This window comes from Nocardiopsis sp. RV163, from assembly GCF_001029525.1.
Lineage (GTDB): Bacteria > Actinomycetota > Actinomycetes > Streptosporangiales > Streptosporangiaceae > Nocardiopsis > Nocardiopsis dassonvillei.
In genome coordinates this window covers 1-21496 of sequence record NZ_LEKI01000017.1, presented here as the reverse complement: position 1 = coordinate 21496, position 21496 = coordinate 1, and the positions used below count along the sequence as shown (strand labels likewise).

The window sequence follows — 21496 nt, the reverse complement described above, 5'->3', positions numbered from 1 at the left end:
CTCTCACGTGCGGGGGGAGGAGGCCGCGCCGTCCCGGCGGGAACGGCCCCGCGTCCCTTCGGCCCTCACGTACGCGGGCGCAGGGCGAAGGCGAGCAGGAAGGCGCCCACGCCCGCCCCCGCGATCACCCACAGCGCGTTCCCCAGGCTGGAGGAGTCGGCGAGGAAGCCCACCAGCGGTGGGAAGGCCAGGAAACCCGCGCGGCCCAGCCACCCGACGGCGGTGATCCCGTCCCCGGTGCGCACGCCCGGCACGTTCCCCGCCGCCGCCAGGGTCAGCGGGAACAGCGTGGACACGCCCAGCCCCATCACCCCGAAGCCGACGACCGTGGCCACCGGGTGCGGCACCAGCAGGGCGAAGGCGATCCCGCCGCCCGCCAGCAGCCCGCACGCGCGCCCCACGTTGGCCGCGCCGAAGCGGTCGGTCACCCGGTCGCCTGCCAGGCGTCCCAGGGTCATCATCGCCTGGCAGGCCACGAACGGCATCGCCGCCAGGAACAGCGACGCCTCCAGTTCCGAGGTCATGTACACCGCGCCCCAGGAGGCGGCGGAGTCCTCGATGCCGCCGGCGAACATGAGCAGTACGCCGAGCACCAGCAGGAGCAGCACGGCCCGTCCGGGCACGCGCAGGCGCCGCCCGCTCCCGGCGTCGGTGCCGTCCTCGCGCTCGCTGCTCTCCGGGCCGGGCAGCAGCATCCGGCTCACCGCCAGGTTCACGCACACCAGCACCGCGGTCACGCCGCCCAGGTGCCACAGGATGGGCACACCGGCACCGGCCATGGCCGCGCCCAGGAGGCCTCCGGCCACCGCGGCCAGGCTCCACAGCGCGTGGAAGGTGTTGATGATGCTGCGTCTGTAGCGCCGCTGGACGCGCAGCCCGTGCGAGTTCTGCGCAGAGTCGGTCCAGGCGTCCGCGCTGCCCAGCACGAACAGCGCCGCCGCCAGCATCCACCAGTTCTGCGCCAGCGCAATGAATGGGAGCGCTCCCAAAGAGATGAGGCTGGTCCCCACCGCGGTCCGGCCGCTGCCGAACCAGTGGATCAGCGGGCCCGCCAGCATGCCGGTCAGGATCGCTCCGGTCGGCATCGCCGCGATCGCCAGGCCCAGCTCCGCGTTGCTCAGCCCCAACTGGGCCTTGAGCACTGGCAGCCACGGAACGGCGTTGGTGTAGGTGAAGCCGTTGACGAAGAAGAGGGTGGAGACCGCGACTCTGGCCCTGCGGGCCTCCGGCGGAGGGGGCTCGGTTCGGGTCTGGAGGTTCACGGCGGCTCCCGGGACGGCTGTCGGTGCGTGCAGATGTTATCGGGTCCGGTGATCGGATGGCAGGCCTTATCGGTGGCCCCGAAGAGGTCCGTCCCCCGGGCGCCTCTCTTCCACCGCTCGTGCGGACGGCCGCCGTCCGCGATGGCGCCGTCCCGGCGCGTCCCGCAGGACCCTTCTTGCCTTCGGGTGGAAGAGGACGTCAAATAGAGGTTCCGCTCCGTCACCGGGCAGACCCCCGACCGCCCCCGACAGAGGTCCCTCCTCCACCCCGCCCGAGATCCTCCGCCCCGGTCCTCCTCCGCCACCCCCTCCGGGTCCCCGACCCGAGCCCCCGCCCAGCGGCCCGCTCCCGCGCAGGGCGTCCAGCCCGCTGTCCGCCGCCTCCCCCACGCCGGGAACCGTGTCCGCACGGCCCGGACGGAACCGGAAGAGCCCATGATCAACACGAGCGCGCTGCGAGAGAAGCCCACACTCACCGGGAGGAGCGTACGCCTGGCGCCCCTGTCGGCCGAGCACACCGACGCCTACTTCGCCGCCGGCCTCGACGAGGAGGTCCGCAGACTCACCGGCACCCACCGGCGCCTCACCTACGCACAGGCCAAGGAGTGGTGCGAGACCCGCGCGGGCCGCACCGACCGTCTGGACCTGGCCATCACCGCGCCCAAGGACGGGCGCTATCTGGGTGAGCTGTCGCTCTACGCCGTCGAGCCCGACGACGAGAGCGCGGGGTACCGCATCGCCCTGTCCGCGATCGAGTTCACCGGCCGGGGGCTGGGCAGGGAGGCCACCCAGCTCGTGCTGGAGTACGCCTTCGAGCACATCGGCCTGCACCGCGTCTGGCTGTGCGTCTACGCCTTCAACATGAGGGCGATCGCCGTCTACCGCTCCTGCGGTTTCGCCGTGGAGGGGCGGATGCGCGATTCCCTGCTGTGGGACGGACGCCGCTACGACGCGCTGCTGATGGCCGTCTTCCGGAACGGCTTCCGCCGCGCCTGAGGGACGGTTTTGCCCGGGTACGGGGTTGGAACCGCCGTGTCGGGGGGTATCTCGGTACCACTTTCCAGCGGCTCATCCGCACAGCCGAGAGGAGTGGTACCGGGGCCCGTGCCCCGGCGCCGGTGAGGCCATGAACCCAGTACCCGTTTCACTGCCCTTCGCCGACCGGTCGGAGGCGGGACGCCGACTCGCGGAGCGGGTGCGCCCCTTCGCCGTCGACGAACCGCTCGTGCTGGCCCTGCCCCGCGGGGGAGTGCCGGTCGGCGCGGAACTCGCCCTGCGGCTGGGCGCCGACTTCGACGTGCTCATGGTCCGCAAGATCGGCCTGCCCGGGCACCCCGAGATGGGGGTCGGCGCCGTCGCCGAGGACGGGCGCGTCCTCTACGACGACCGCGCCCTGGCCCGGCTGCACGTGCCCCGCCAGGCCCTGTCCGACACCGTCGCCGCCGAACGCGACGAGCTCGACCGCAGACGCCGCGTCTACCGCGGAGAGCGCCCGCCCCCGCGGATCGCCGGACGCGACTGCGTGGTGGTGGACGACGGCGTGGCCACCGGGGGCACCGCCCGCGCCGCTCTGCGCATGGTCCGCCAGGCCGGTCCGGCACGTCTGGTCCTGGCGGTGCCGGTCGCCTCGCCGGAGGCGGTCGCGCTGCTGCGCGAGGAGGCCGACGCCCTGGTGGTTCTCAGCGCGCCGGACAACTTCCGCGCGGTGGGGGAGTGGTACCGGGACTTCGGCCAGCTCTCCGACGACCACGTCACCGCCATCCTCGCCGAGAACGCCCACGCGCGGTCGCGCTCGGGCCGGACGCGGCACGTGCGGGTGCCCGTGGCAGGGGTCCACCTCGACGGCGACCTCACCGTGCCCGCCGAGACGCGGGGCGCGGTGGTGCTGGCCGCGGGGGAGGGGCTCGCGGACGAGCGGTGGCGGTCGGTCGCCTCGGTCCTGGGGCAGACCGGTTACGCCACCCTCCTCATGGACCTGCTGACCGAGCGGGAGCGCTCGTCCGGCACCGCTCCCGACGCCGCAACCGGTGCCGGCGCCGACGAGCTCGGCGAGCGGTTGGGCGCCGCGGCGGCCTGGCTGCGCCGGACCGCGGACACCGCCGACGAGCCCCTGGGCCTGCTGGCCTCGGGCGAGGCCTCGGCCTCGGCCCTGGTCGCCGCGGCCAGGTACCCGCGGGACGTGGCCGCGGTGGTGGCGCACGGGGGGCGGATCGACGTGGCCGAGGCGAGCCTGCCGGACGTGCGGGTGCCGGTCCTGGTGCTGCTGGAGGGGGACGACTCCTTCCTGCGCGAGCTCGGTGAGTGGACGCGCGCCCGGATCGGCGGTTCCACGGACCTGCGGGTGGTGTCGGGGGCCGAGCGGCTGCTACACGACTCCCGCGAGTGGCGCCGGGTGGCGGCCGAGGCGCTGGACTGGTTCGACCGGCACCTGGACGCGCGGGCCGCAGGTGAGGCGCCGTAGGGCCGGACGCGGCCGTGCCCCACCGCGGAAGCGGGGCCTTTCAGCGGACCCGGAAGAGAACGCCGGGCATGAGAAAACCCGCGGCGCCCTCGACGGTGTTCGTCGGGGCGCCGCGGGTTGTTCGGGGGCCGGGGCCACGGGGGGAGATCCGCCTGCCGGGAGTTTCCGGGCTATGCGGCGTTCGCGCGACGCATGCGGCGACGGCGCTCGGAGGCGCGCTCGTCCTCGTTCAGCCCGCCCCAGGTGCCGTACTTCTCCGGACGCGAGATCGCATAGTCCAGGCAGTCGTTTCGAACCGGGCAGGCCGCACAGATCTCCTTGGCCTTGCGCTCACGGATCTCCCGCTCCGGCTGGCGTTCGCCGTCCGGACCGAAGAAGAGCACAAGGTCCTCGCCCCGGCACGCGGCGGCATCCTGCCACCCCCAGTGCGGGCGGGGGCGCAGCGCGGCCTGCCGACGTACCTGAGACATGCTTGAACCACCTCTACTGAAATCACTAGTAAGCTGTCGGAAAAAGCTTCAGTCACCAAAATTGGTCATGCGGCGCGAGTCACCCCGCACGACGCAAACGCCGAGCGGTGCGAGTGATGTTCCCCGGTGTGGCTGAGACCACGAGAAGCACAGGTACCGCGGCACCGATCCGCCGAGGGGCGGAGTGCTCTCACGCGAACGGCTGCGGAGGCGGTGACGGCCTCCGTCCGAGCCGGTACGTAATCATGCCATCCCTCATCCCGATCATGCACGGGGGGTAGGGAAATTACTCGCACAACCGTTACCGAAACCAGATGACAACTGACCGGTGTGCGGTCTTTTGTCTGAGTTTGTTGTGCATCGCAAGATCTGGGGCCTTGCGAAGGACACAGCACATCGTATGGTGCGATGTCCCTCCTGCCTAGGGGGTCCTCCTGATGTGCGGGTCACATTGCGGTCTGCGCGGAGCTCCCAGTTCGGGCCTGACCGTATGTCCTCACCCTCCGTCGACGTCGTCGGGGGGATCGACGGTCCCTCCCGCGCCCGATTCCGGGTGCTCTCCGTCGCGTCCCGTACCCCTACCCCGATGACGCGCGACCCCCACACGACACGCCGTTCCGCGGCGCCCGCACCGACGTCTCCGCGTATGCCTGAAGGCCGCCCCTAGGGGAAGTACCAGGGTGGGGCGCCCGAACGGGTCGTGGTGCGCGGACGTCCCAGACGGTAGAAACAACGGACACGGCCGCTCCGCGGCCGCGCGTCCCCTTCGCGGGACACCAACAAAAGGAGAGGACGAGAACACCGTGGGCCTCTTGCGGTTCATCCTGAACGTCATCTGGATCTTCGTCGCGGGGTTCTGGCTGGCCGTCGGCTACGTCTTCGCGGGCATCATCTGCTGCATCCTCATTGTCACCATCCCCTTCGGCGTCGCCTCGTTCCGCATGGCCAGGTACGCGATCTGGCCCTTCGGACGCGATCTCGTGCGCAGGCCCGGCGCGGGCGGGGGCAGCACCTTCCTGAACGTCATCTGGGTGATCGTCGCCGGTTGGTGGCTGGCCCTCGGCCACATCGCCACCGCGATCGGCCTCGCCGTCACTATCATCGGTATCCCCATGGCCTGGGCCTCGCTGAAGATGATCCCCGTGGCCCTCGCGCCCTTCGGCAACGAGATCGTCGAGAGCGGCCGCCCGCGGGAACCCTGGCAGTTCTGACAGCGTTGACCTCCCATCCGGGCCCGTGGAAGACACGGGCCCCACCCGTTCGCCCCGCGAGACCACCCCCATGCGGCCGTCGGTCCCCCGACCTCCACCGCGCAACGTCCAGAGAATGGAGTCCATGTGCAAGCCCAGCGGCCGGGAGTGTGGGCGCTCCTGAACAAGTGGCTCTCCGCCCGCAGAGCCCGCGCCGAGCGCATCGCCAGGCTGGAGGCGGAGAACCAGCGCGCCGCCGAACCCCAGGCCGCGGACGAGGGGCCGACCGATCAGGGCCAGGGGGACGACAACCTCCTGCGGTCCATCAGCGACGTCGCCTGGCGGGTACTGCTCATCGGCGTGGTGGCGGGCCTGCTCGTCTACGTGCTCGTCTACCTGTCGGTCGTCACCCTGCCGGTGATCCTGGCGGTGTTCATCACCGCCCTGCTCATGCCGATCGCCAACGGGCTGCGCCGCAAGGGACTGGGCCGGGGGCTGTCGACCGCCATCGCCCTGCTGGTCGGACTCGTCGTCTTCGGCGGCGTGATCTCTCTGATCGTCACGCCCGCGATCCAGGGTTTCGGTCCGCTCGTGGACAGTGTCACCAGCGCGATCACCGAACTCCAGGACATCCGGCTGCCCTTCGTCGACCCGGCCCTGTTCACCGACATGATCGACGACGCCTGGGCACAGATCCAGAGCATGATCACCGAGAACCAGGACCAGCTGCTCAGCGGCGCCTGGACCGCCACCTCGGCGGTGATCTCCGTGCTGGTCGGCATCGTCCTGATCATCGCCCTGGTCGTGTACTTCGTGCACTCGGGCGATCAGCTCATGGACTGGCTGGTCACCCTGCTGCCGGCCCGCTCGCGCCCGGGCATGCGCCACGCGGGCGACGTCGCCTACGGGGTCATGGGCCGCTACGTACGGGGTGTGGCCGCGGTCGGCTTCTTCGACGCCGTCGGCATCGGTATCGCCCTGGTCGTCTTCCTCGACATCAACCTGGCCATCCCGCTGATCGTGCTCACCTTCGTCGGTGCCTTCCTGCCGATCATCGGCGCCTTCCTCACCGGCCTGCTCGCCGCGCTGGTGGCCTTCGTGACCGAGGGCTGGGTCGTGGCCCTGATCATCGTCGGCGCCGTGCTCCTGGTGCAGCAGTTGGAGAGCAACGTCTTCGCGCCGCGCATCTACGGCGCCTCGCTCGACCTGCCATCGCCGATCGTGCTCATCGGGATCTCCGTCGGCGCGGTCGTCGGCGGCATCCCCGGCATGTTCTTGGCCACCCCGGTGGTCGCGGTGCTGGCCGCGCTGCTGCGCAACCGCCCGCCCTCCAGCGGTGACGACTCCGGCGGAGGGGACGCGGACGTGGCCCATGTCAGGGCGGACACCGTCGTGGTCAGGGCTGACGGGGAGCCCGTCCAGGAGGGCGCGGGCGGAGCCACCCCGGTCGACCCCCCCGAGCAGAAGTAGGCGCGGAGCGGCGCCGCCGCGTCCGCGCCTCCCCGGGAATGTCCGGCGCCCCCGCCCCGTTGACCGGGCGGGGGCGTCCGCGTTCCGCCCAAATCCCTCGCGCCGCCCCCCACCGGTGCCGTTAGTCTGGGTCGGTAGGTCCCGAGCCGTCCCTCCCGCAGCCGCGCGAGGGAGACCACGTCTCCCCGCGGCGCAAACGCCTGCCCGGCCGCCCGGAGCGGTCGCACGGACCGGCCGCACACCCAAGTCCCACCACCTCGTAGGAAGCCCCACCATGCTGATCGCCACCGACCTCGAACTGCGCGTCGGTCCTCGACTCCTGTTGGAGCCGACCACCTTCCGCGTCGCCGCCGGGGACCGGATCGGACTGGTCGGCCGCAACGGTGCGGGCAAGACCACCATGACCAAGGTTCTGGCGGGCGAGGGCCTGCCCACCGGCGGTACCGTCACCTCCTCCGGCAGCATCGGCTATCTGCCCCAGGACCCGCGCACCGGCGACCTGAACGTGATCGCCAGGGACCGGATCCTGTCGGCGCGCGGCATCGACGAGGCCCTGCGCGGGATGCGCGAGGCCGAGAAGAAGATGGCCAGCACCGACACCAAGACCCGCAACAAGGGCGTGCGCGCCTACTCGCGCTGGGAGGAGCGCCTGCACGTGCTGGGCGGCTACTCCGCCGAGTCCGAGGCCGCCGCCATCTCCTCCAGCCTGGGGCTGCCGGACAAGGTGCTCGGTCAGCCGCTGCACACGCTCTCCGGCGGTCAGCGCCGCCGGATCGAGCTGGCGCGCATCCTGTTCAGCGGGGCCGACACCCTGCTCCTGGACGAGCCCACCAACCACCTGGACGCCGACTCCATCGCCTGGCTGCGGGACTTCCTCAAGTCCCACCAGGGCGGGCTCATCGTGATCAGCCACGACGTGGAGCTGGTCGAGCACGTGGTGAACAAGGTGTTCTACCTCGACGCCAACCGCAGTGTCATCGACGTCTACAACATGGGCTGGAAGCTGTACCTGGAGCAGCGCGAGGCCGACGAGCGCCGCCGCAGGCGCGAGCTGGCCAACGCTGAGAAGCAGGCCGACACCCTGCGCAAGCAGGCCGACCGGTTCCGGGCCAAGGCCTCCAAGGCGCGCGCGGCGCAGCAGATGCTCAACCGGGCCGACAAGCTCCTGGACGGAGTGCAGGGCGTGCGCAAGTCCGACAAGGTGGCCAAGCTGCGCTTCCCCGACCCGGCGCCCAGCGGTCGCACGCCGCTCATGGCCGAGGGCCTGTCCAAGTCCTACGGGTCCCTGGAGATCTTCGCCGGGGTGGACCTGGCCATCGACCGGGGCAGCCGCGTGGTGATCCTGGGCCTCAACGGCGCGGGCAAGACCACCCTGCTGCGCCTGCTCGGCGATGTCGAGAAACCCGACACGGGCCGGGTAGTGCCCGGCCACGGGCTCAAGCTCGGCTACTACGCGCAGGAGCACGAGACCCTGGACGTGGACCGGTCCGTGCTGGAGAACATGATGAGCGCGGCCCCGGACCTGCCGGAGGTCGAGGCGCGGCGCACGCTGGGCTCGTTCCTGTTCACCGGCGACGACGTGGACAAGCCCGCGGGCGTGCTCTCCGGCGGTGAGAAGACCCGGCTGGCGCTGGCCACGCTGGTGGTCTCCAGCGCCAACGTGCTGCTGCTGGACGAGCCCACCAACAACCTCGACCCGGCCAGCCGGGAGGAGATCCTGGCGGCGCTGCGCAACTACAAGGGCGCGATCGTGCTCGTCACCCACGACGAGGGCGCGGTCGAGGCGCTCCAGCCCGAGCGGGTCATCCTCCTGCCCGACGGCGTTGAGGACGTGTGGAACGCCGAGTTCGAGGACCTCATCGCGCTGGCCTAGGCCCCCGAGGCGGAGGAGAGGCACAGGGGAGGTGGACGCCCGGCGGGCCCGGGAGGTTCACCTCCCCTCTTTTTCGGTCAGTGTCGGCCCCGCGCTGAAAACGGCGTCTTCGGCGGGACGCCCGCGTGGTGTGGCGGTCCGCGGGTCCGATACCGGATCATGGGGGTGGCCCACGACGGGTGATCCGACGACTCTGAGGAGCGAGTGAGTGAACGACGCGCCGATCAAGCGCCCACGGCTGGCGGGGGAGGACCGTTCCGCGCTCGCCGCCCAGCTCAAGAGCCGCTACGACGCGGGGGAGAGCATCCGCACGCTGGCGGCGGCCACCGGGCGGTCCTACGGTTTCGTCCACCGGCTCCTGAGCGAGGCCGGGGTGGAGCTGCGCGGCCGCGGGGGGCCCACGCGCAAGGCGTGAGGCGCCGGGCCCCTCACCGCCCTGTGTTACTGATGGGTAATATCCGGGGTGACGCCGAACACGACGGAGGAACCCATGGCACAGGCGACGAACGGGCCCGGACCGGCGCCCACCGAGGAGGAGCTCTCCCGGGCCCGGCTCAGGCTGGTGGTGCGGGGGCCGGTCGCCCACGTCACCATCAGCCGACCCGACCGCCGCAACGCGATGACCGGGCGCACCTGGACCACGCTGGCCCGGGTCGGCCGGACCCTCCCCGAAGACGTCCGGATCGTCGTCGTCGACGGGGACGGGGACATCTTCTCCGCCGGGATCGACCTCGGGATGTTCAGCCCCGAGGGCGTCGACGGCGAGCGCTCCATGGTCGCGGGGCTGGCCGACGGCACCGCCTCCGAGGCCGAGGTGCGCGACTACATCGCCGGTCTGCAGGAGGGCTTCCTCTGGCTGCGCCGCCCCGACCTGGTCACCGTCGCTGCCGTGCGCGGCCACGCCATCGGCGCGGGCTTCCAGCTCGCACTCTCCTGCGACCTGCGCATCCTGGCCGACGACGCCCGGTTGTGCATGAAGGAGCCCGCCCTGGGGCTGGTCCCCGACCTCACCGGGACCAAGCCCCTGGTCGACATCGTCGGCGTCAACCGCGCGATCGAGATCTGCCTGACCGCCCGCCGCGTGGGAGCCCAGGAGGCGCGCGACCTGGGCCTGGCCGAGCTCGTGGTCCCCGCGGACGAGCTCTCGGCGGCGGTGGACGACGTCGTGGCCGCCCTGCTCGCCACCGACCGAGCGGCCGCCACCGCCACCAAGGCCCTGCTCCAGCAGGCCGCTGGCAACACCCTCCGGCAGCAGGCCGAGGCCGAGCGTGCGGCGCAGGCCGCCCGGCTCGCCGCCCTGGCCCGCACCACGGCCGACGGAGTACGTTAGCCCCCGCTCCGCCTCCAGTCCCTGCCTTCCGGGCCGGGGGCGGAGCCGCGTGCCCAGCGGTTGCGCGAAGATGTGGACAGTAGGGGGAGACCCTTGTCACCGGTCGAAAACCCCCACCCGGTCCCCGCTGCGAGACGATCTCTAGTAGTCTTCTGCGAGCGGTCGTGACATGCCGCGCGCATCCGAGCGCGCCGAGGCCGCGCAAGACGCGGAGAGCGTGCCGACCCGGTCGGCGCCACTCTTGACCCGAAGAGTCGCTCGTCCCCCCACGCCAGTGAGGATCTCACGAGCTCAGGAGCCCCACACACGATGGGGCCCGCTTCCGCGTGTGATCAGGCGCGTTTGTGTGATTTCTTCGCTGGGTCGTCATGGCCGTGTGAAGCCTTCCTCGAAACGCCGCCAAACGATGAGGAAGGTACACGTCACTTGACGACGGACACTGCCGTAATGCCTGCCTTCGACAGCCTGGGGCTGCCCCAGGACATCGTCGAGGAACTGGCCAAGAACGGTGTGACCACCCCGTTCCCGATCCAGGCCGCCACCATTCCCGACGCCATCGAGGGCCGCGACGTCCTCGGCTGCGGCCGCACCGGATCGGGCAAGACCCTGGCCTTCGGCCTGCCGGTCCTGATGCGCGCCGCCGAGCGCCGCGCCGCCGCCAACCGGCCCCGGGCCCTGATCCTGGTGCCCACCCGCGAGCTGGCCCACCAGGTCCGCGACGCCCTGCGCACCTACGCCCGCGTCGTGGGCGTTCGCGTGGGCGACGTCGTCGGCGGCAGCTCCTACACCCGCCAGATCAACGAGCTGCGCCGCGGCGTCGAGGTCCTGGTCGCCACCCCGGGCCGCCTGTCCGACCTGATCGACCAGGGCGCCTGCGACCTGGGCGACGTGGAGATCTCGGTGCTCGACGAGGCCGACCAGATGTGCGACATGGGCTTCATGCCGCAGGTCAGCGAGCTCCTGGACCAGGTCCGCCCCGACGGCCAGACCCTGCTGTTCTCGGCCACGCTCGACGGAGACGTCGACAAGCTGGTCCGCAAGTACATGAACGAGCCGCGCACCCACTCCGTGGACCCGCCGGTCTCGCAGGTCACCAAGATGGAGCACCACCTGCTCAAGGTGCTGCCCCGCGACAAGAACACGATCGTCACCCAGATCGCCGCGCGCGAGGGCCGCACGATCCTGTTCGTGCGCAGCAAGTACCGCGCCGACACCATCAGCGAGCAACTGGCCCAGGCCGGTGTCCCCTGCGCCTCCCTGCACGGCGGCAAGACCCAGAGCGTGCGCACCCGCACCCTGGCCAAGTTCCGTGAGGGCCGCATCCAGGCCCTGGTCGCCACCGACGTCGCCGCCCGCGGCATCCACGTCGACGGCATCGACATGGTCGTCAACGTCGACCTGCCCACCGGCCACAAGGACTACCTGCACCGCGGCGGCCGTACCGCCCGCGCGGGCGCCTCCGGCCTGGTCGTCTCCCTGGTGGCGCCCAACCAGCGCCGCATGGCCCGCCGCCTGCTCAGCGACGCCGGTGTCGAGGCCAAGCAGCACCTGGTCAACCCGGGCGACGAGCTGCTCAGCGAGGTCACCGGAGCCAAGGAGCCCTCCTGGGAGCCGTGGATCGAGCCGCCGGAGCCCGTGCGCGAGCGCCGCGGCCGCGGCGGCCCCCGTCGGGGCGGCCCCCGCGGTGGCGGTGGCGGCTACCGGGGCGGCGGCGGATACCGCGGCGGCTACCGGGGCGACCGCCCCGGCGGTGAGCGGCGTGACTTCTCCCCGCGCGGCGAGGGCGGCTACCGCGGCGGCGAGCGCCGCGGGGACGAGAGCCGCGGCGGCTACCGGGGCGACCGCCCCGGTGGCGACCGGCGCGACTTCTCCCCGCGCGGCGAGGGCGGCTACCGTGGCGGCGACCGCCGCGGCGGCGGTGGCTACCGTGGCGGCGACAACCGCGGCGGCGGTGGCTACCGGGGCGGCGACAACCGCGGCGGCTACCGAGGCGACCGTCGCGGACCGCGCCGCGAGGAGCGCTTCGACTCCGCTCCGCAGTACTGATCCCGTCGCCGCTCCCGTGTTAGGAGCGGTACCGGTGCTATGACAGACCCGGGCCCGGCAGGTGGCACCTGCCGGGCCCGGGCCCTTTCACCGGGGTCACACTCTCCTCTCGGACACTGCCACCTCCCGCAGGTCGCTGCCCCTGGTCTCGCGTGAGGCCGCGACGGCGACCAGGGTGACCGCAGCCATGGCGGCCACGTACAGCGAGATCGGCACGCTGCTGCCGAACGAGGCCAGCAGTGCCGTCGCGATCAGCGGGGCCAGCCCGCCCGCCACGATCGACGCCAGTTGGTAGCCCACCGACGCTCCCGAGTAGCGCACACGGGTGCTGAACAGCTCGGAGAAGAAGGCCGCCTGCGGGCCGTACATGGCCCCGTGCAGGACCAGCCCGACCGTCACGGCCAGGGTCACCGACCAGAAGGTCCCCGCGTCCACGAGCGGGAAGAAGGCGAACACCCACAGCCCCGCCCCTGCGGCCCCCAGCGCGGTCACCGGCCTGCGGCCGATCCGGTCCGACAGGGCTCCCCAGGCGGGGATGGTCACCAGGTGCACCGCCGAGGCGACGAGCACCGCGTTGAGCACCTGGCCGTTGGGCATCCGCGCCTCCTGCGTCGCGTAGACCAGGATGAACGCGGTGACGACGTAGTACGACACGTTCTCGGCCATGCGCACGCCCATGGCTACCAGGGCCTCGCGCCAGTGGTCGCGCAGCACTCCCAGGATCGGGGCGCGCTCGGGCCGGGCCGAGGCCGCCGCCCGCTCGTGCGCCTCGCGGAAGACCCGCGACTCGCTGACCGCCAGGCGCACCCACAGGCCGACGAGCACCAGCACGCCCGAGAGCAGGAACGGCACGCGCCAGCCCCAGGACAGGAAGGCCGCGTCGCTCATCACCACTGCCAGCACCGCCAGCACGGCGGTGGCCAGCAGGTTGCCGCCCGGAGCGCCCGCCTGCGGCCAGGACGCCCAGAACCCACGGTGCCGCGGCTCGCCGTGCTCGGCGACGAGCAGCACCGCGCCGCCCCACTCGCCGCCCAGGGCGAAGCCCTGGACCACCCGCAGCAGCGTCAGCAGCAGCGGTGCGGCCACGCCGATCGCCGCGTAGGTCGGCAGCAGGCCGATCGCGAACGTCGATCCGCCCATCAGCAGCAGGCTGACGACCAGCAGCTGTTTGCGGCCGATCCGGTCGCCGAAGTGGCCGAAGACCAGGCCGCCCAGCGGACGCGCGACGAACCCCACCGCGTAGGTGGTGAACGCCAGCATGGTGCCAACCAGCGGATCGGACTCGGGGAAGAAGACGTGGTTGAACACGAGGGCGGCGGCCGACCCGTAGAGGAAGAAGTCGTACCACTCGATCGTCGTGCCGATGAGGCTGGCGGTGACCACCCGCCCGAAGGAGGCTCTCTGTCTCATGTCCGGAACCGTAGGGAGCACGGACGCGGCTGACCATGGGCGCCCCCACCACAGGCCGGGGCCCGATCATGTGCCCGCGGCGGGTTGTTGACCCGTTACGGTCCTTTACCGCCCCTTCGCGTGTCCGCACGGGCTCCCACCTCCGGTGACGTGGACACTTGCCGAAGACCGGACCGCTTGAAGGGGAGCGCGTGAACAACGCAGTCGTCGCCGTCAACGACTTCTTCTGGAGCTACTTCCTCATCCCGCTCCTGATCGTCCTGGCCGTCTACTTCACGGTGCGCTCGGGGATCGTGCAGGTGCGCCTGCTGCCGGAGATGTTCCGCGTCCTGGGCAGCGCTCCGGGGGTGGCCCCCGACGGCCGGCGGGAGATCTCCTCCTTCCAGGCCTTCTCCATCTCCGCCGCCTCACGGGTGGGGACGGGCAACATCGTCGGCGTGTCCACGGCGATCGTCCTGGGTGGTCCGGGCGCGGTGTTCTGGATGTGGACGATGGCCGCCGTGCTGGGCGCGGCGGCGTTCGTGGAGTCCACCCTGGCCCAGCTGTACAAGGTGCGCACCAGCACCGGTTTCCGGGGCGGTCCGGCCTACTACATGGAGAAGGGGCTGGACAGGCGGTGGATGGGCGCGCTGTTCGCGGTGATCATCACCGTGACCTTCAGCCTCGTGTTCAACACGGTGCAGGCCAACAGCATCGCCGCCGCCGTGTCCACCTCCGTGGGGACCCTCGGCGGGACGCCCGGCCTGCCGCTGTCGACCGTGATCGGGCTAGTGCTAGTGGGCCTGACCGCGCTGGTGGTCTTCGGCGGGGTCCGGCGCATCGCGCACACCGCCCAGGCGCTGGTCCCGCTCATGGCCGTCCTGTACATCCTGATCGGCCTGTGGGTGGTCGCCCTCAACATAGGGGAGCTGCCCCGGGTAGTCGGCGACATCTTCGCGTCGGCGTTCGGCGCGCGCGAGTTCGTCGCCGGGGGCGTGGGCACGGCCATCGTCCAGGGCATGCGGCGCGGCATGTTCTCCAACGAGGCGGGCCTGGGATCGGCCCCCAACGCCGGTGCCACAGCCTCGGTCTCCCACCCGGTCAAGCAGGGGCTCGTGCAGACGCTGGGCGTGTACTTCGACACCTGGCTGGTGTGCTCGGTGACGGCCTTCATCGTGCTGGTCAGCGGAGCCGAGTACGGGGACGACCAGGGCATCCAGGTCACGCAGGGCGCGCTGGAGGCCAGCCTGGGCGCGTGGTCGGTCCACGCGCTCACGGTGATCCTCTCCCTGCTGGCCTTCACCTCCGTGCTGGGCAACTACTACTACGGGGAGACCAACCTCCAGTTCCTGGACAGCAGCCCCCGGCACATGACCTACTTCCGCTACGCGGTCCTGGCGGCGGTCCTCCTCGGCTCCGTGGCGCCCCTGACCCTGGTGTGGAGCCTGGCCGACATCTCCATGGGCGTCATGGCCACCGTGAACCTGCTGGCCCTGGCGCCGCTGTCGGGGACCGCGTTCCGGCTGCTGGCCGACTACAGCCGTCAGTTGCGCAACGGTCTGGACCCCCAGTTCACGCTCGCCAAGATGCCCGGCCTGCGCAACGTGGAGTGCTGGGGCCCGGCCTCCGGGCCCCAGCCCGAGGACGTCCCCCGGGACGAGGGCGAGGCGCCCCCGGACCCGGGCACGGTCGCTGAGGAGCACGGGCGGGAAGGCGGGCGGCCCGGCACGGAGGAGGCGGAGTCGCACGGTGCGACGGCCGTGGACGAGGCCGGTGACGCAGACCGGCCCGACGGCGACGAGGGACCCGAGGAGGGGAACCGGGGCTCCGGCACCGGACGATAACCGGGGTGTGAAGACACCCCCTCCACCGGTCTCCCCGCTCCCCTGGTGCTCCTCCTGGCCGCACTGGCCGGGCCCGCCCCGGGCGGCCTCTCCCCACTCGTGACGGCACTGCTGCCCTGGGGCTTCGGCGGCCTGTTCGCCGACGCGGCCGCTGACCGGTGCGCCGTCGCGCTCGTCCTGGTGGCGGCCCCCAGGCCCGGGGCCCCGAGGGCGCTCGCCGCGATGGTGCCCGCGGGACTGGTGCGGTAGGTGGATGTGTGGGGAGCGCAGAGGACCATTTTCCTCGCCGGGACGGGCTCCCTGGGCTGAACCGGGGCCCGGTCGTCCACAGGCCGGAGTGGGACGCTGACGGGCGAAAACGATTTTCGGTACGATGCGTGGAGTTCCCACCCGACCACCGCGGAGTACCACCGTGTCCGACCGGACGACGCCCGCCGCCGTACCCGACCCCGCCGCGCCCGGCTCCGCCCCACGCAAAGTCTCCGCCTCGCTCGGCGACACCCTCGCCGGAGGGTGGAGCGACCGCGGCGACGAACTGCCCCCCGAGGACTGGGGGCGAAGGAGCGGTCAGCGCAGGACCGGGACGGTCTGGTTGTTCGCCCTGTTCATCACCGCCATGGCGATGGGGCACGCTTGGGTCACCGACCGGCTGACCAGCGACGCCTTCCTGGCCTGGGCCACCATCTTCACCGCGATCAGCTTCCAGGCGCTGCCCTTCCTGGTCTTCGGCGTCGCGCTGTCGGCGGCGCTCACCGCGTTCGTCCCGACCTCGGTCTACCAGCGCCTCATCCCCTCCAACCCCGCGCGGGCGGTGCCGGTGGCCGGGGCCTCCGGCGCACTGCTGCCCGGGTGCGAGTGCGCCTCGGTCCCCATCGCCGGAAGCCTGATCAAGGGCGGAGTGGCCCCCGCCGCCGCGCTGACCTTCCTGCTGGCCGCGCCCGCCATCAACCCGATCGTCATGATCGCCACCGCGGTGGCCTTCGCCGGACAGCCCGAGATGGTGCTGGCCCGGTTCGTCGCCTCGCTGCTGGCCGCCGTGGTCATCGGATGGATCTGGGTGCGCTTCGGCCGGACCGACTGGCTGCGCCTGCCCTCGCGCACCCACGCCCCCGGCGAGTCCCGGTGGGCCGTCTTCCGCGAGTCCATGCTGCACGACATGATGCACGCGGGCGGCTACCTCGTGGTCGGCGGCCTGGCCGCGGCCTCCCTCAACGTCCTGGTCCCGCGCGAGTGGCTGGTCACGGTGGCCGGGCTCCCGGTCGTCTCGGTGCTCGTGCTCGCCCTGCTCGCCATCCTGCTGTCCATCTGCTCCGAGGCCGACGCGTTCGTCGCGGTCAGCCTCACCGAGTTCTCGCCCACCGCCAAGCTCGCTTTCATGGTGATCGGCCCGATGGTCGACCTCAAGCTCATCGCGATGCAGGCGGGCGTGTTCGGCTGGCGCTTCGTCGTGCGCTTCGCGCCGATGTGCCTGCTGGTCGGGCTGCTCAGCACCTTCCTGATCGGAGGCCTCGTCCTGTGAACCGCATCGCCCAGGGGCTCACCCTCGTCCTGCTCGGCGCCGCCGCGCTCACCAGCACGGTGCCCACCGACCTCTACCTCAACTGGGTCAAGGCGGGCTTCGGCCCCTTCCTCATCGCCGCGGGCGTGGTCATGGCCGTGCTCGGCGTGCTCATCATCGTGGCGGAGCTGCGCGGCGAGAGGGCGGGCGAGACCGCCCCGGAGGAGCACTCCGACCACTCCGCCGACGGCCACGACCACTCCCGCGCGCCCAAAGTGGCCTGGCTGCTCCTGCTGCCGGTGGTCGCGGTCTTCGTCGTCGCCCCGCCCGCGCTGGGCGCCTACACCGTGGAGTCCAGCACCGCCTCCTCCGCCCCGCCGCCCGAGCAGGCGCGCCCCGGCCGGTTCGAGGACGGCCTGGCCGAGGCCGGGCCGGGCGAGGTCGTCGCGATGGACATCCGCCAGTTCGTGATGCGCGCCTGGGTGGACGAGGAGCGCCAACTGGCGGGGCGCGAAGTCGAGCTGACCGGCTTCGCGGTGCCCGACCCCGAGGGGGAGGGGTGGTTCCTGGCCCGCCTCCAGATGTCCTGCTGCGCGGCCGACGCCATCGTCAACAAGGTGCACGTCTCCAACGAGCCCGCGCCGGAGACCGACAGCTGGTGGACGGTGCGGGGCACCTGGGTCGAACCCGAGGGCGACATCGCCGACGTCAGCCAGCACGAGTTCGAGGTTCTGGAGATGGAGGAGGTCAGCGACCCGCCCTCCCCCTACGAGCAGTAACGGACGGTTCGCTCGCCGACCGCCGCCACACCGCCGTCGCTTCGACGGATATCCGGTCCTCTGGGTGACAATGGGTCGGTGCCAGGTTGGGATGACGGGCCCATGAGGGTGTGGGAGCGGATGCGTCCCCGGTCGATTCGGGCCCGGGTCACGTTCGGCGCGGTCGCGGCACTTGCCGTGGTCACCGGACTGGGCCTGGCCCTGACCGTCTTCCTCGTCCGAGAGGCGATCGTCGAACAGGTCCGCGACCTGGCGGCTGAGGAGGCCCGTGACGTCGCGCAGCACATCGAGGTCCAGCGCTACCCGGAGCTGATCCCCAGCGGGGAGTCCGTCCTGCGGATCCAGGTCGTCGCGCGCGACTCCGGTGCGGTGCTCGCCTCCAGCGACGCCATGGAGGGCCAGCCGCAGCTGACCTCAGAACGCCCCACCGCCCCCGACACGCGGGTGGACACCACGGTCTGCGGGCCGGTCGCGGGCGTCGACCCCCGGACCTGCCTGCTGGTGTCGGGCTACGCCGTCGACGACACCGCCTACGGGGACGTCGTCGTCCTGGCGGCGGTGTCCACGCCCCAGATCGTGGCCACCCGCGTACTCGAAAACACGCTGGTGGTGATGTCCTGCGCCCTGCTCGCCATCACCGGGTTCGTCATCTGGCACGGCGTCGGCCGCGCGCTGCGCCCGGTGGAGGAGATCAGGGCCCAGCTCGACACCCTCTCCGTCAGTGACCTGCACCGCAGGCTCCCGGTGCCCGGCAGCGGCGACGAGATCGCCCACCTGGCCCGTACCGCCAACCAGAGCCTGGAGCGGATGGAGGAGGGGATGGCCCGGCAGCGCCGGTTCGTCTCCGACGCCTCCCACGAGCTGCGCAACCCCATCGCCGGGATGCGGACCAAGCTGGAGGTGGAGCTCTCCGATCCCGACCCCGACGTCCGAGCGCGTGAACGGCTGCTCACCGGCCTGCTCTCGGACACCGAGCGGTTGGAGAACATCGTCGCCGACCTGCTCGAACTCGCCCGTCTGGACGCCGGTACCGCTCCCGCTCGGGAGCGGTTGGACCTGTCCGCGCTGGTCGCGCAGGAGTTCCCGTCCGAGCGCCGTATTCCCGAACTGCGGCTGCACTCCTCCGGGCCGGTCCACGTCGTCGCCAACCGCCTGCGGCTAGTGCGGGTCCTGACGAACCTGATCGCCAACGCCGACCGGCACGCCGCATCCCGTGTCGACGTCATCGTCGGGAGGGAGGACGGTTTCGCCGTGGTGGAGGTGCACGACGACGGGTCGGGGATTCCGCCCGGGGAGCGGGAGCGGATCTTCGATCGCTTCGCGCGGTTGAGCGAGTCGCGTGAGCGCGATCCCGGCGGCAGCGGCCTGGGGTTGGCCATCTCCCGGGAGATCGCCCGGGCCCACGGCGGCAGCCTGCTGGCCGGACACAGCGAACTGCTCGGCGGGGCGGCGTTCGTCCTCCGCCTCCCCGAGGACTCCGAACACCCAGGCAGGCCGGCATAGCGCGGACCGCCCGTTCGTACCGGACGGCGCGTACGCGCGGTTCCGTGGGATCACGGTGCCGGGCGTACGCTGTGGCCATGGGTGAGGACACGCGCGGCTCGCGCGCCGCGGACGTGTCGCGGCTCGCCCTGCTGCTGCTCTGGGTGGCGCTGCTGGTGTCAGCGCTGCTGTGGGGCCCCGACCTGGATACCCTCCAGACCTGGGTGGAGGAGGCCGGATCCGCCGCTCCGCTGGCCTACCTGGGCGTGTACCTGCTGGGGGTGTTCGCCCTTCTGCCCCGACCCGCCCTCAACGCCGCCGCCGGACTGCTCTTCGGAATGTCCCTGGGCCTGGTCCTGGCCGTGGCGGGCGGGGTGTGCGCCGCGCTGGCGCAGTTCTGGGTCGCCCGCCGCGTGGCGGGCGACGCGGTGGCCCGGAGGCTGCCCGAGGGGGCCCGCGCCCGGCTGGAGACCCTGGCGGGCGGGCGCGCCCTCCTCGCGGTGCTCCAACTGCGCCTGGTCCCTGTCATCCCCTACCAGGTGGTCAACTACGGCTTCGGGCTGACCCGGGTGCGTATGTGGCCCTTCGCGCTGGGCACGCTCCTGGGCGGGGTCCCGGGCACGGCGGCGCTGGTGCTGGTCGGCGTCGGCGGCACGGACCTGGGCCCGCCGGCGGCCGTGGGCGGGGCGGTGCTCGCGGCGGTGATCGGTGCGGTCTGGTGGGTGCGCTCGCGCCGCGTGCGGGCCCGGTCCTGAGGAGTGCGCCGAACACGCGCCTTCCCGAGGCCATCGCGCGCCCGCCCGCCGCCGGGCCGGGGCCCGCTTTTTGAATGTCCTCCTGCGCCGGCCTGGGGCCGGCTGGGCGCCCGGCGGGGTTCTGGAGGCCCGGAGGACACGCCCGAGGAACGAGGACGTCGACGCAGGGCCGAAGGTTCCCGCCCTCAGGGGGAGCCGAGCACGAGCAGAACCGCGCCGTAGGCATCCGTCGAGGGTGGTGGCGGGCGAAGGGAGCGGAGGTCGGGAGAAGCACAGCCTAGCCGCCGGTCCCCCCGAAGAGGGCCACTTCGTCGGGCGCGGGCCGGTCCAGCTCGGAGGGCAGGATCTCCCCGCCGCCGTTGTCGGTGACCATGGGCTCCTGGAGCACCTCGGGCTCCTCACCGGAGTGGTGCCGCACCACCATCACCCCGGCGTAGCCGCTGTGGTCGTCCTCGGTGGCGTTGAACGGCACCAGGCCGGGCCCCGTCCACTCGTGGGAGTCGAGGGTGGCGAGCAGGTTCTCCCGGGTCAGGTCGGGGCCGGTCTCCGCCAGCACCTGGGCGAACAGGACCGCCTGCGCCATGCCGTAGACGGTGGTGTCGGTGAAGGGCGTGCCCTCGTTGTACCTCTCGTGGATCTCCAGGAAGAACTTCGTCCACGGGTCCTTGCGCTGGGCGGCCATCGGCAGGAACGCGGTGATGATCAGGTCGTCCAGGAAGGCCTCGGGCGGTACGCTCTCGGCCGCCGTGCCCTGCGCGTACTCCTCGATCAGCCCGGTGGCCACCGCCACGTCGCCGCCGAAGCTGGGCGCCACCCACTGCGGGGTGTAGCCGATCGCGGTGGCCTCCAGGACGGCCAGGGCCAGGAAGGCGGGGATGCAGTGGCAGACGGCGATCTCGGCGCCGGACCGCTTGAGTTCCCGGACCTGTCCGGCGAGCTCGGGGACGCCGGGGTCGTAGGACTCCCAGGCCACGATCTCCTCTGTGAGGTACTGCTCGATCCCCGCGTGCGAGGAGGGGCCCACGTCGTCGTTCTGGTAGAGCAGGCCGACCCTGTCGCCGGGGAAGTTCTCGGCGATGTACTGGCCCTGGATCTTGGCCTCCCGGGTGTAGTCCACCTGGAAGCCGTAGCTGTAGGGGTAGACCTCGGGCTGGTCCCAGGCCAGGGCGCCGGAGGAGACGAACAGGTCGGGGACGCCCGCCTCGTTGAGCTCCTCGATCACGGCCTCGTGGGTGGGGGTGCCCAGGCCGCCGAGCATGGCGAAGATCTCCTGGTCGTCGATGAGGCTGCGGGTGGCCTCCAGCGTCTGCGCGGGGTCGAACGCGTCGTCCTGGACCTGGTACTCGATCCGGCGGCCGTGGATGCCGCCGTTGTCGTTGATGTAGTCGAACACGGCGCGGGCGCCGGTGGAGACGTGGCGGAAACCCGGGGAGGCCGCTCCGGTGAGCGGTTGGTGCGTGCCGATGACGACGGCGTCGTCCGTCACCCCGCGCGTGTCGGCCCGGTCGGAGCCGTCCGTGCCGCTGGAGCAGGAGGTGAGGAGAACCGTGACGGCCAGCGTCGAGGAGAGGATGCTCAGTGGTCGCATGATGGTGTCCTGGACTCGGTCGTGCCTTCGCGGAACGGGCGGGGCGGGGCCCGGGGGGA

The 21496-nt window shown here is 72.0% G+C and carries 18 protein-coding genes; 14 read left to right on the top strand and 4 right to left on the bottom strand.

Annotation, left to right across the window (positions count from 1 at the left end):
* Positions 1 to 65: 65 nt before the first annotated feature.
* Positions 66 to 1262, bottom strand: coding sequence for an MFS transporter (locus tag ABD54_RS05385; RefSeq protein ID WP_047868318.1), 1197 nt, complete (start codon positions 1260 to 1262; stop codon positions 66 to 68).
* Between the two features lie 435 nt (positions 1263 to 1697).
* Here ABD54_RS05385 and ABD54_RS05380 point away from each other — a divergent pair, with 435 nt between their 5' ends.
* Positions 1698 to 2258 (top strand): GNAT family N-acetyltransferase, encoded by a 561-nt coding sequence (locus tag ABD54_RS05380; protein WP_047868317.1) that lies wholly within the window; start codon positions 1698 to 1700, stop codon positions 2256 to 2258.
* 130 nt (positions 2259 to 2388) lie between these two features.
* The gene (locus ABD54_RS05375) at positions 2389 to 3723 is read left to right on the top strand and encodes a phosphoribosyltransferase family protein (protein ID WP_047868316.1); all 1335 of its coding nucleotides are present in this window, start codon (positions 2389 to 2391) and stop codon (positions 3721 to 3723) included.
* A gap of 170 nt (positions 3724 to 3893) precedes the next feature.
* Here the strand turns inward: ABD54_RS05375 and ABD54_RS05370 are convergent, their stop codons facing one another.
* On the bottom strand, positions 3894 to 4193 hold the full coding sequence (locus ABD54_RS05370; RefSeq protein ID WP_013153824.1) for a WhiB family transcriptional regulator: 300 nt from the start codon (positions 4191 to 4193) through the stop codon (positions 3894 to 3896).
* 803 nt (positions 4194 to 4996) lie between these two features.
* On the opposite strand from ABD54_RS05370, the gene ABD54_RS05365 reads away from it, so the two are divergent.
* The 6 genes from ABD54_RS05365 to ABD54_RS05340 all read left to right on the top strand — a co-directional run bounded on the left by ABD54_RS05365 (position 4997) and on the right by ABD54_RS05340 (position 12102).
* Complete coding sequence (locus ABD54_RS05365; protein ID WP_047868315.1) at positions 4997 to 5404, top strand: YccF domain-containing protein; 408 nt, start codon at positions 4997 to 4999, stop codon at positions 5402 to 5404.
* Positions 5405 to 5530: 126 nt separating this feature from the next.
* Positions 5531 to 6853 (top strand): AI-2E family transporter, encoded by a 1323-nt coding sequence (locus tag ABD54_RS05360; protein WP_047868314.1) that lies wholly within the window; start codon positions 5531 to 5533, stop codon positions 6851 to 6853.
* Between the two features lie 274 nt (positions 6854 to 7127).
* Positions 7128 to 8726, top strand: coding sequence for an ABC-F family ATP-binding cassette domain-containing protein (locus tag ABD54_RS05355; RefSeq protein WP_047868313.1), 1599 nt, complete (start codon positions 7128 to 7130; stop codon positions 8724 to 8726).
* Positions 8727 to 8934: 208 nt separating this feature from the next.
* Positions 8935 to 9141, top strand: coding sequence for a helix-turn-helix domain-containing protein (locus ABD54_RS05350; protein ID WP_082166698.1), 207 nt, complete (start codon positions 8935 to 8937; stop codon positions 9139 to 9141).
* A gap of 75 nt (positions 9142 to 9216) precedes the next feature.
* Positions 9217 to 10056: an enoyl-CoA hydratase/isomerase family protein gene (locus ABD54_RS05345; RefSeq protein ID WP_047868312.1), complete on the top strand. Its 840-nt coding sequence runs from the start codon at positions 9217 to 9219 to the stop codon at positions 10054 to 10056.
* Positions 10057 to 10503: 447 nt separating this feature from the next.
* A complete protein-coding gene (locus ABD54_RS05340; RefSeq protein ID WP_200904044.1) occupies positions 10504 to 12102 on the top strand; it encodes a DEAD/DEAH box helicase in 1599 nt (532 codons plus the stop codon).
* Positions 12103 to 12198: 96 nt separating this feature from the next.
* Here the strand turns inward: ABD54_RS05340 and ABD54_RS05335 are convergent, their stop codons facing one another.
* Positions 12199 to 13512 (bottom strand): MFS transporter, encoded by a 1314-nt coding sequence (locus ABD54_RS05335; protein ID WP_152692007.1) that lies wholly within the window; start codon positions 13510 to 13512, stop codon positions 12199 to 12201.
* A 191-nt stretch (positions 13513 to 13703) separates the two neighbouring features.
* Between ABD54_RS05335 and ABD54_RS05330 the strand changes: the two genes are divergently transcribed.
* The 6 genes from ABD54_RS05330 to ABD54_RS05305 all read left to right on the top strand — a co-directional run bounded on the left by ABD54_RS05330 (position 13704) and on the right by ABD54_RS05305 (position 19849).
* Positions 13704 to 15335, top strand: coding sequence for a sodium:alanine symporter family protein (locus ABD54_RS05330; RefSeq protein WP_047868309.1), 1632 nt, complete (start codon positions 13704 to 13706; stop codon positions 15333 to 15335).
* 45 nt (positions 15336 to 15380) lie between these two features.
* On the top strand, positions 15381 to 15584 hold the full coding sequence (locus ABD54_RS05325; RefSeq protein WP_047868308.1) for a hypothetical protein: 204 nt from the start codon (positions 15381 to 15383) through the stop codon (positions 15582 to 15584).
* 163 nt (positions 15585 to 15747) lie between these two features.
* Entirely contained in the window at positions 15748 to 16854 is a 1107-nt protein-coding gene (locus tag ABD54_RS05320) for a permease (RefSeq protein WP_047868307.1), read from the top strand.
* Entirely contained in the window at positions 16851 to 17612 is a 762-nt protein-coding gene (locus tag ABD54_RS05315; RefSeq protein WP_047868306.1) for a TIGR03943 family putative permease subunit, read from the top strand. Before ABD54_RS05320 ends, ABD54_RS05315 begins: the two co-directional genes overlap by 4 nt.
* A 102-nt stretch (positions 17613 to 17714) precedes the next feature.
* Positions 17715 to 19115 (top strand): cell wall metabolism sensor histidine kinase WalK, encoded by a 1401-nt coding sequence (locus ABD54_RS05310; RefSeq protein WP_047868305.1) that lies wholly within the window; start codon positions 17715 to 17717, stop codon positions 19113 to 19115.
* Positions 19116 to 19192: 77 nt separating this feature from the next.
* Positions 19193 to 19849: a TVP38/TMEM64 family protein gene (locus ABD54_RS05305; RefSeq protein WP_047868304.1), complete on the top strand. Its 657-nt coding sequence runs from the start codon at positions 19193 to 19195 to the stop codon at positions 19847 to 19849.
* Between the two features lie 277 nt (positions 19850 to 20126).
* Here the strand turns inward: ABD54_RS05305 and ABD54_RS05300 are convergent, their stop codons facing one another.
* Positions 20127 to 21437 carry an ABC transporter substrate-binding protein gene (locus ABD54_RS05300; RefSeq protein ID WP_047868303.1) on the bottom strand — a complete coding sequence of 437 codons (1311 nt, stop codon included), beginning with the start codon at positions 21435 to 21437 and terminating at the stop codon, positions 20127 to 20129.
* Positions 21438 to 21496: the final 59 nt, after the last annotated feature.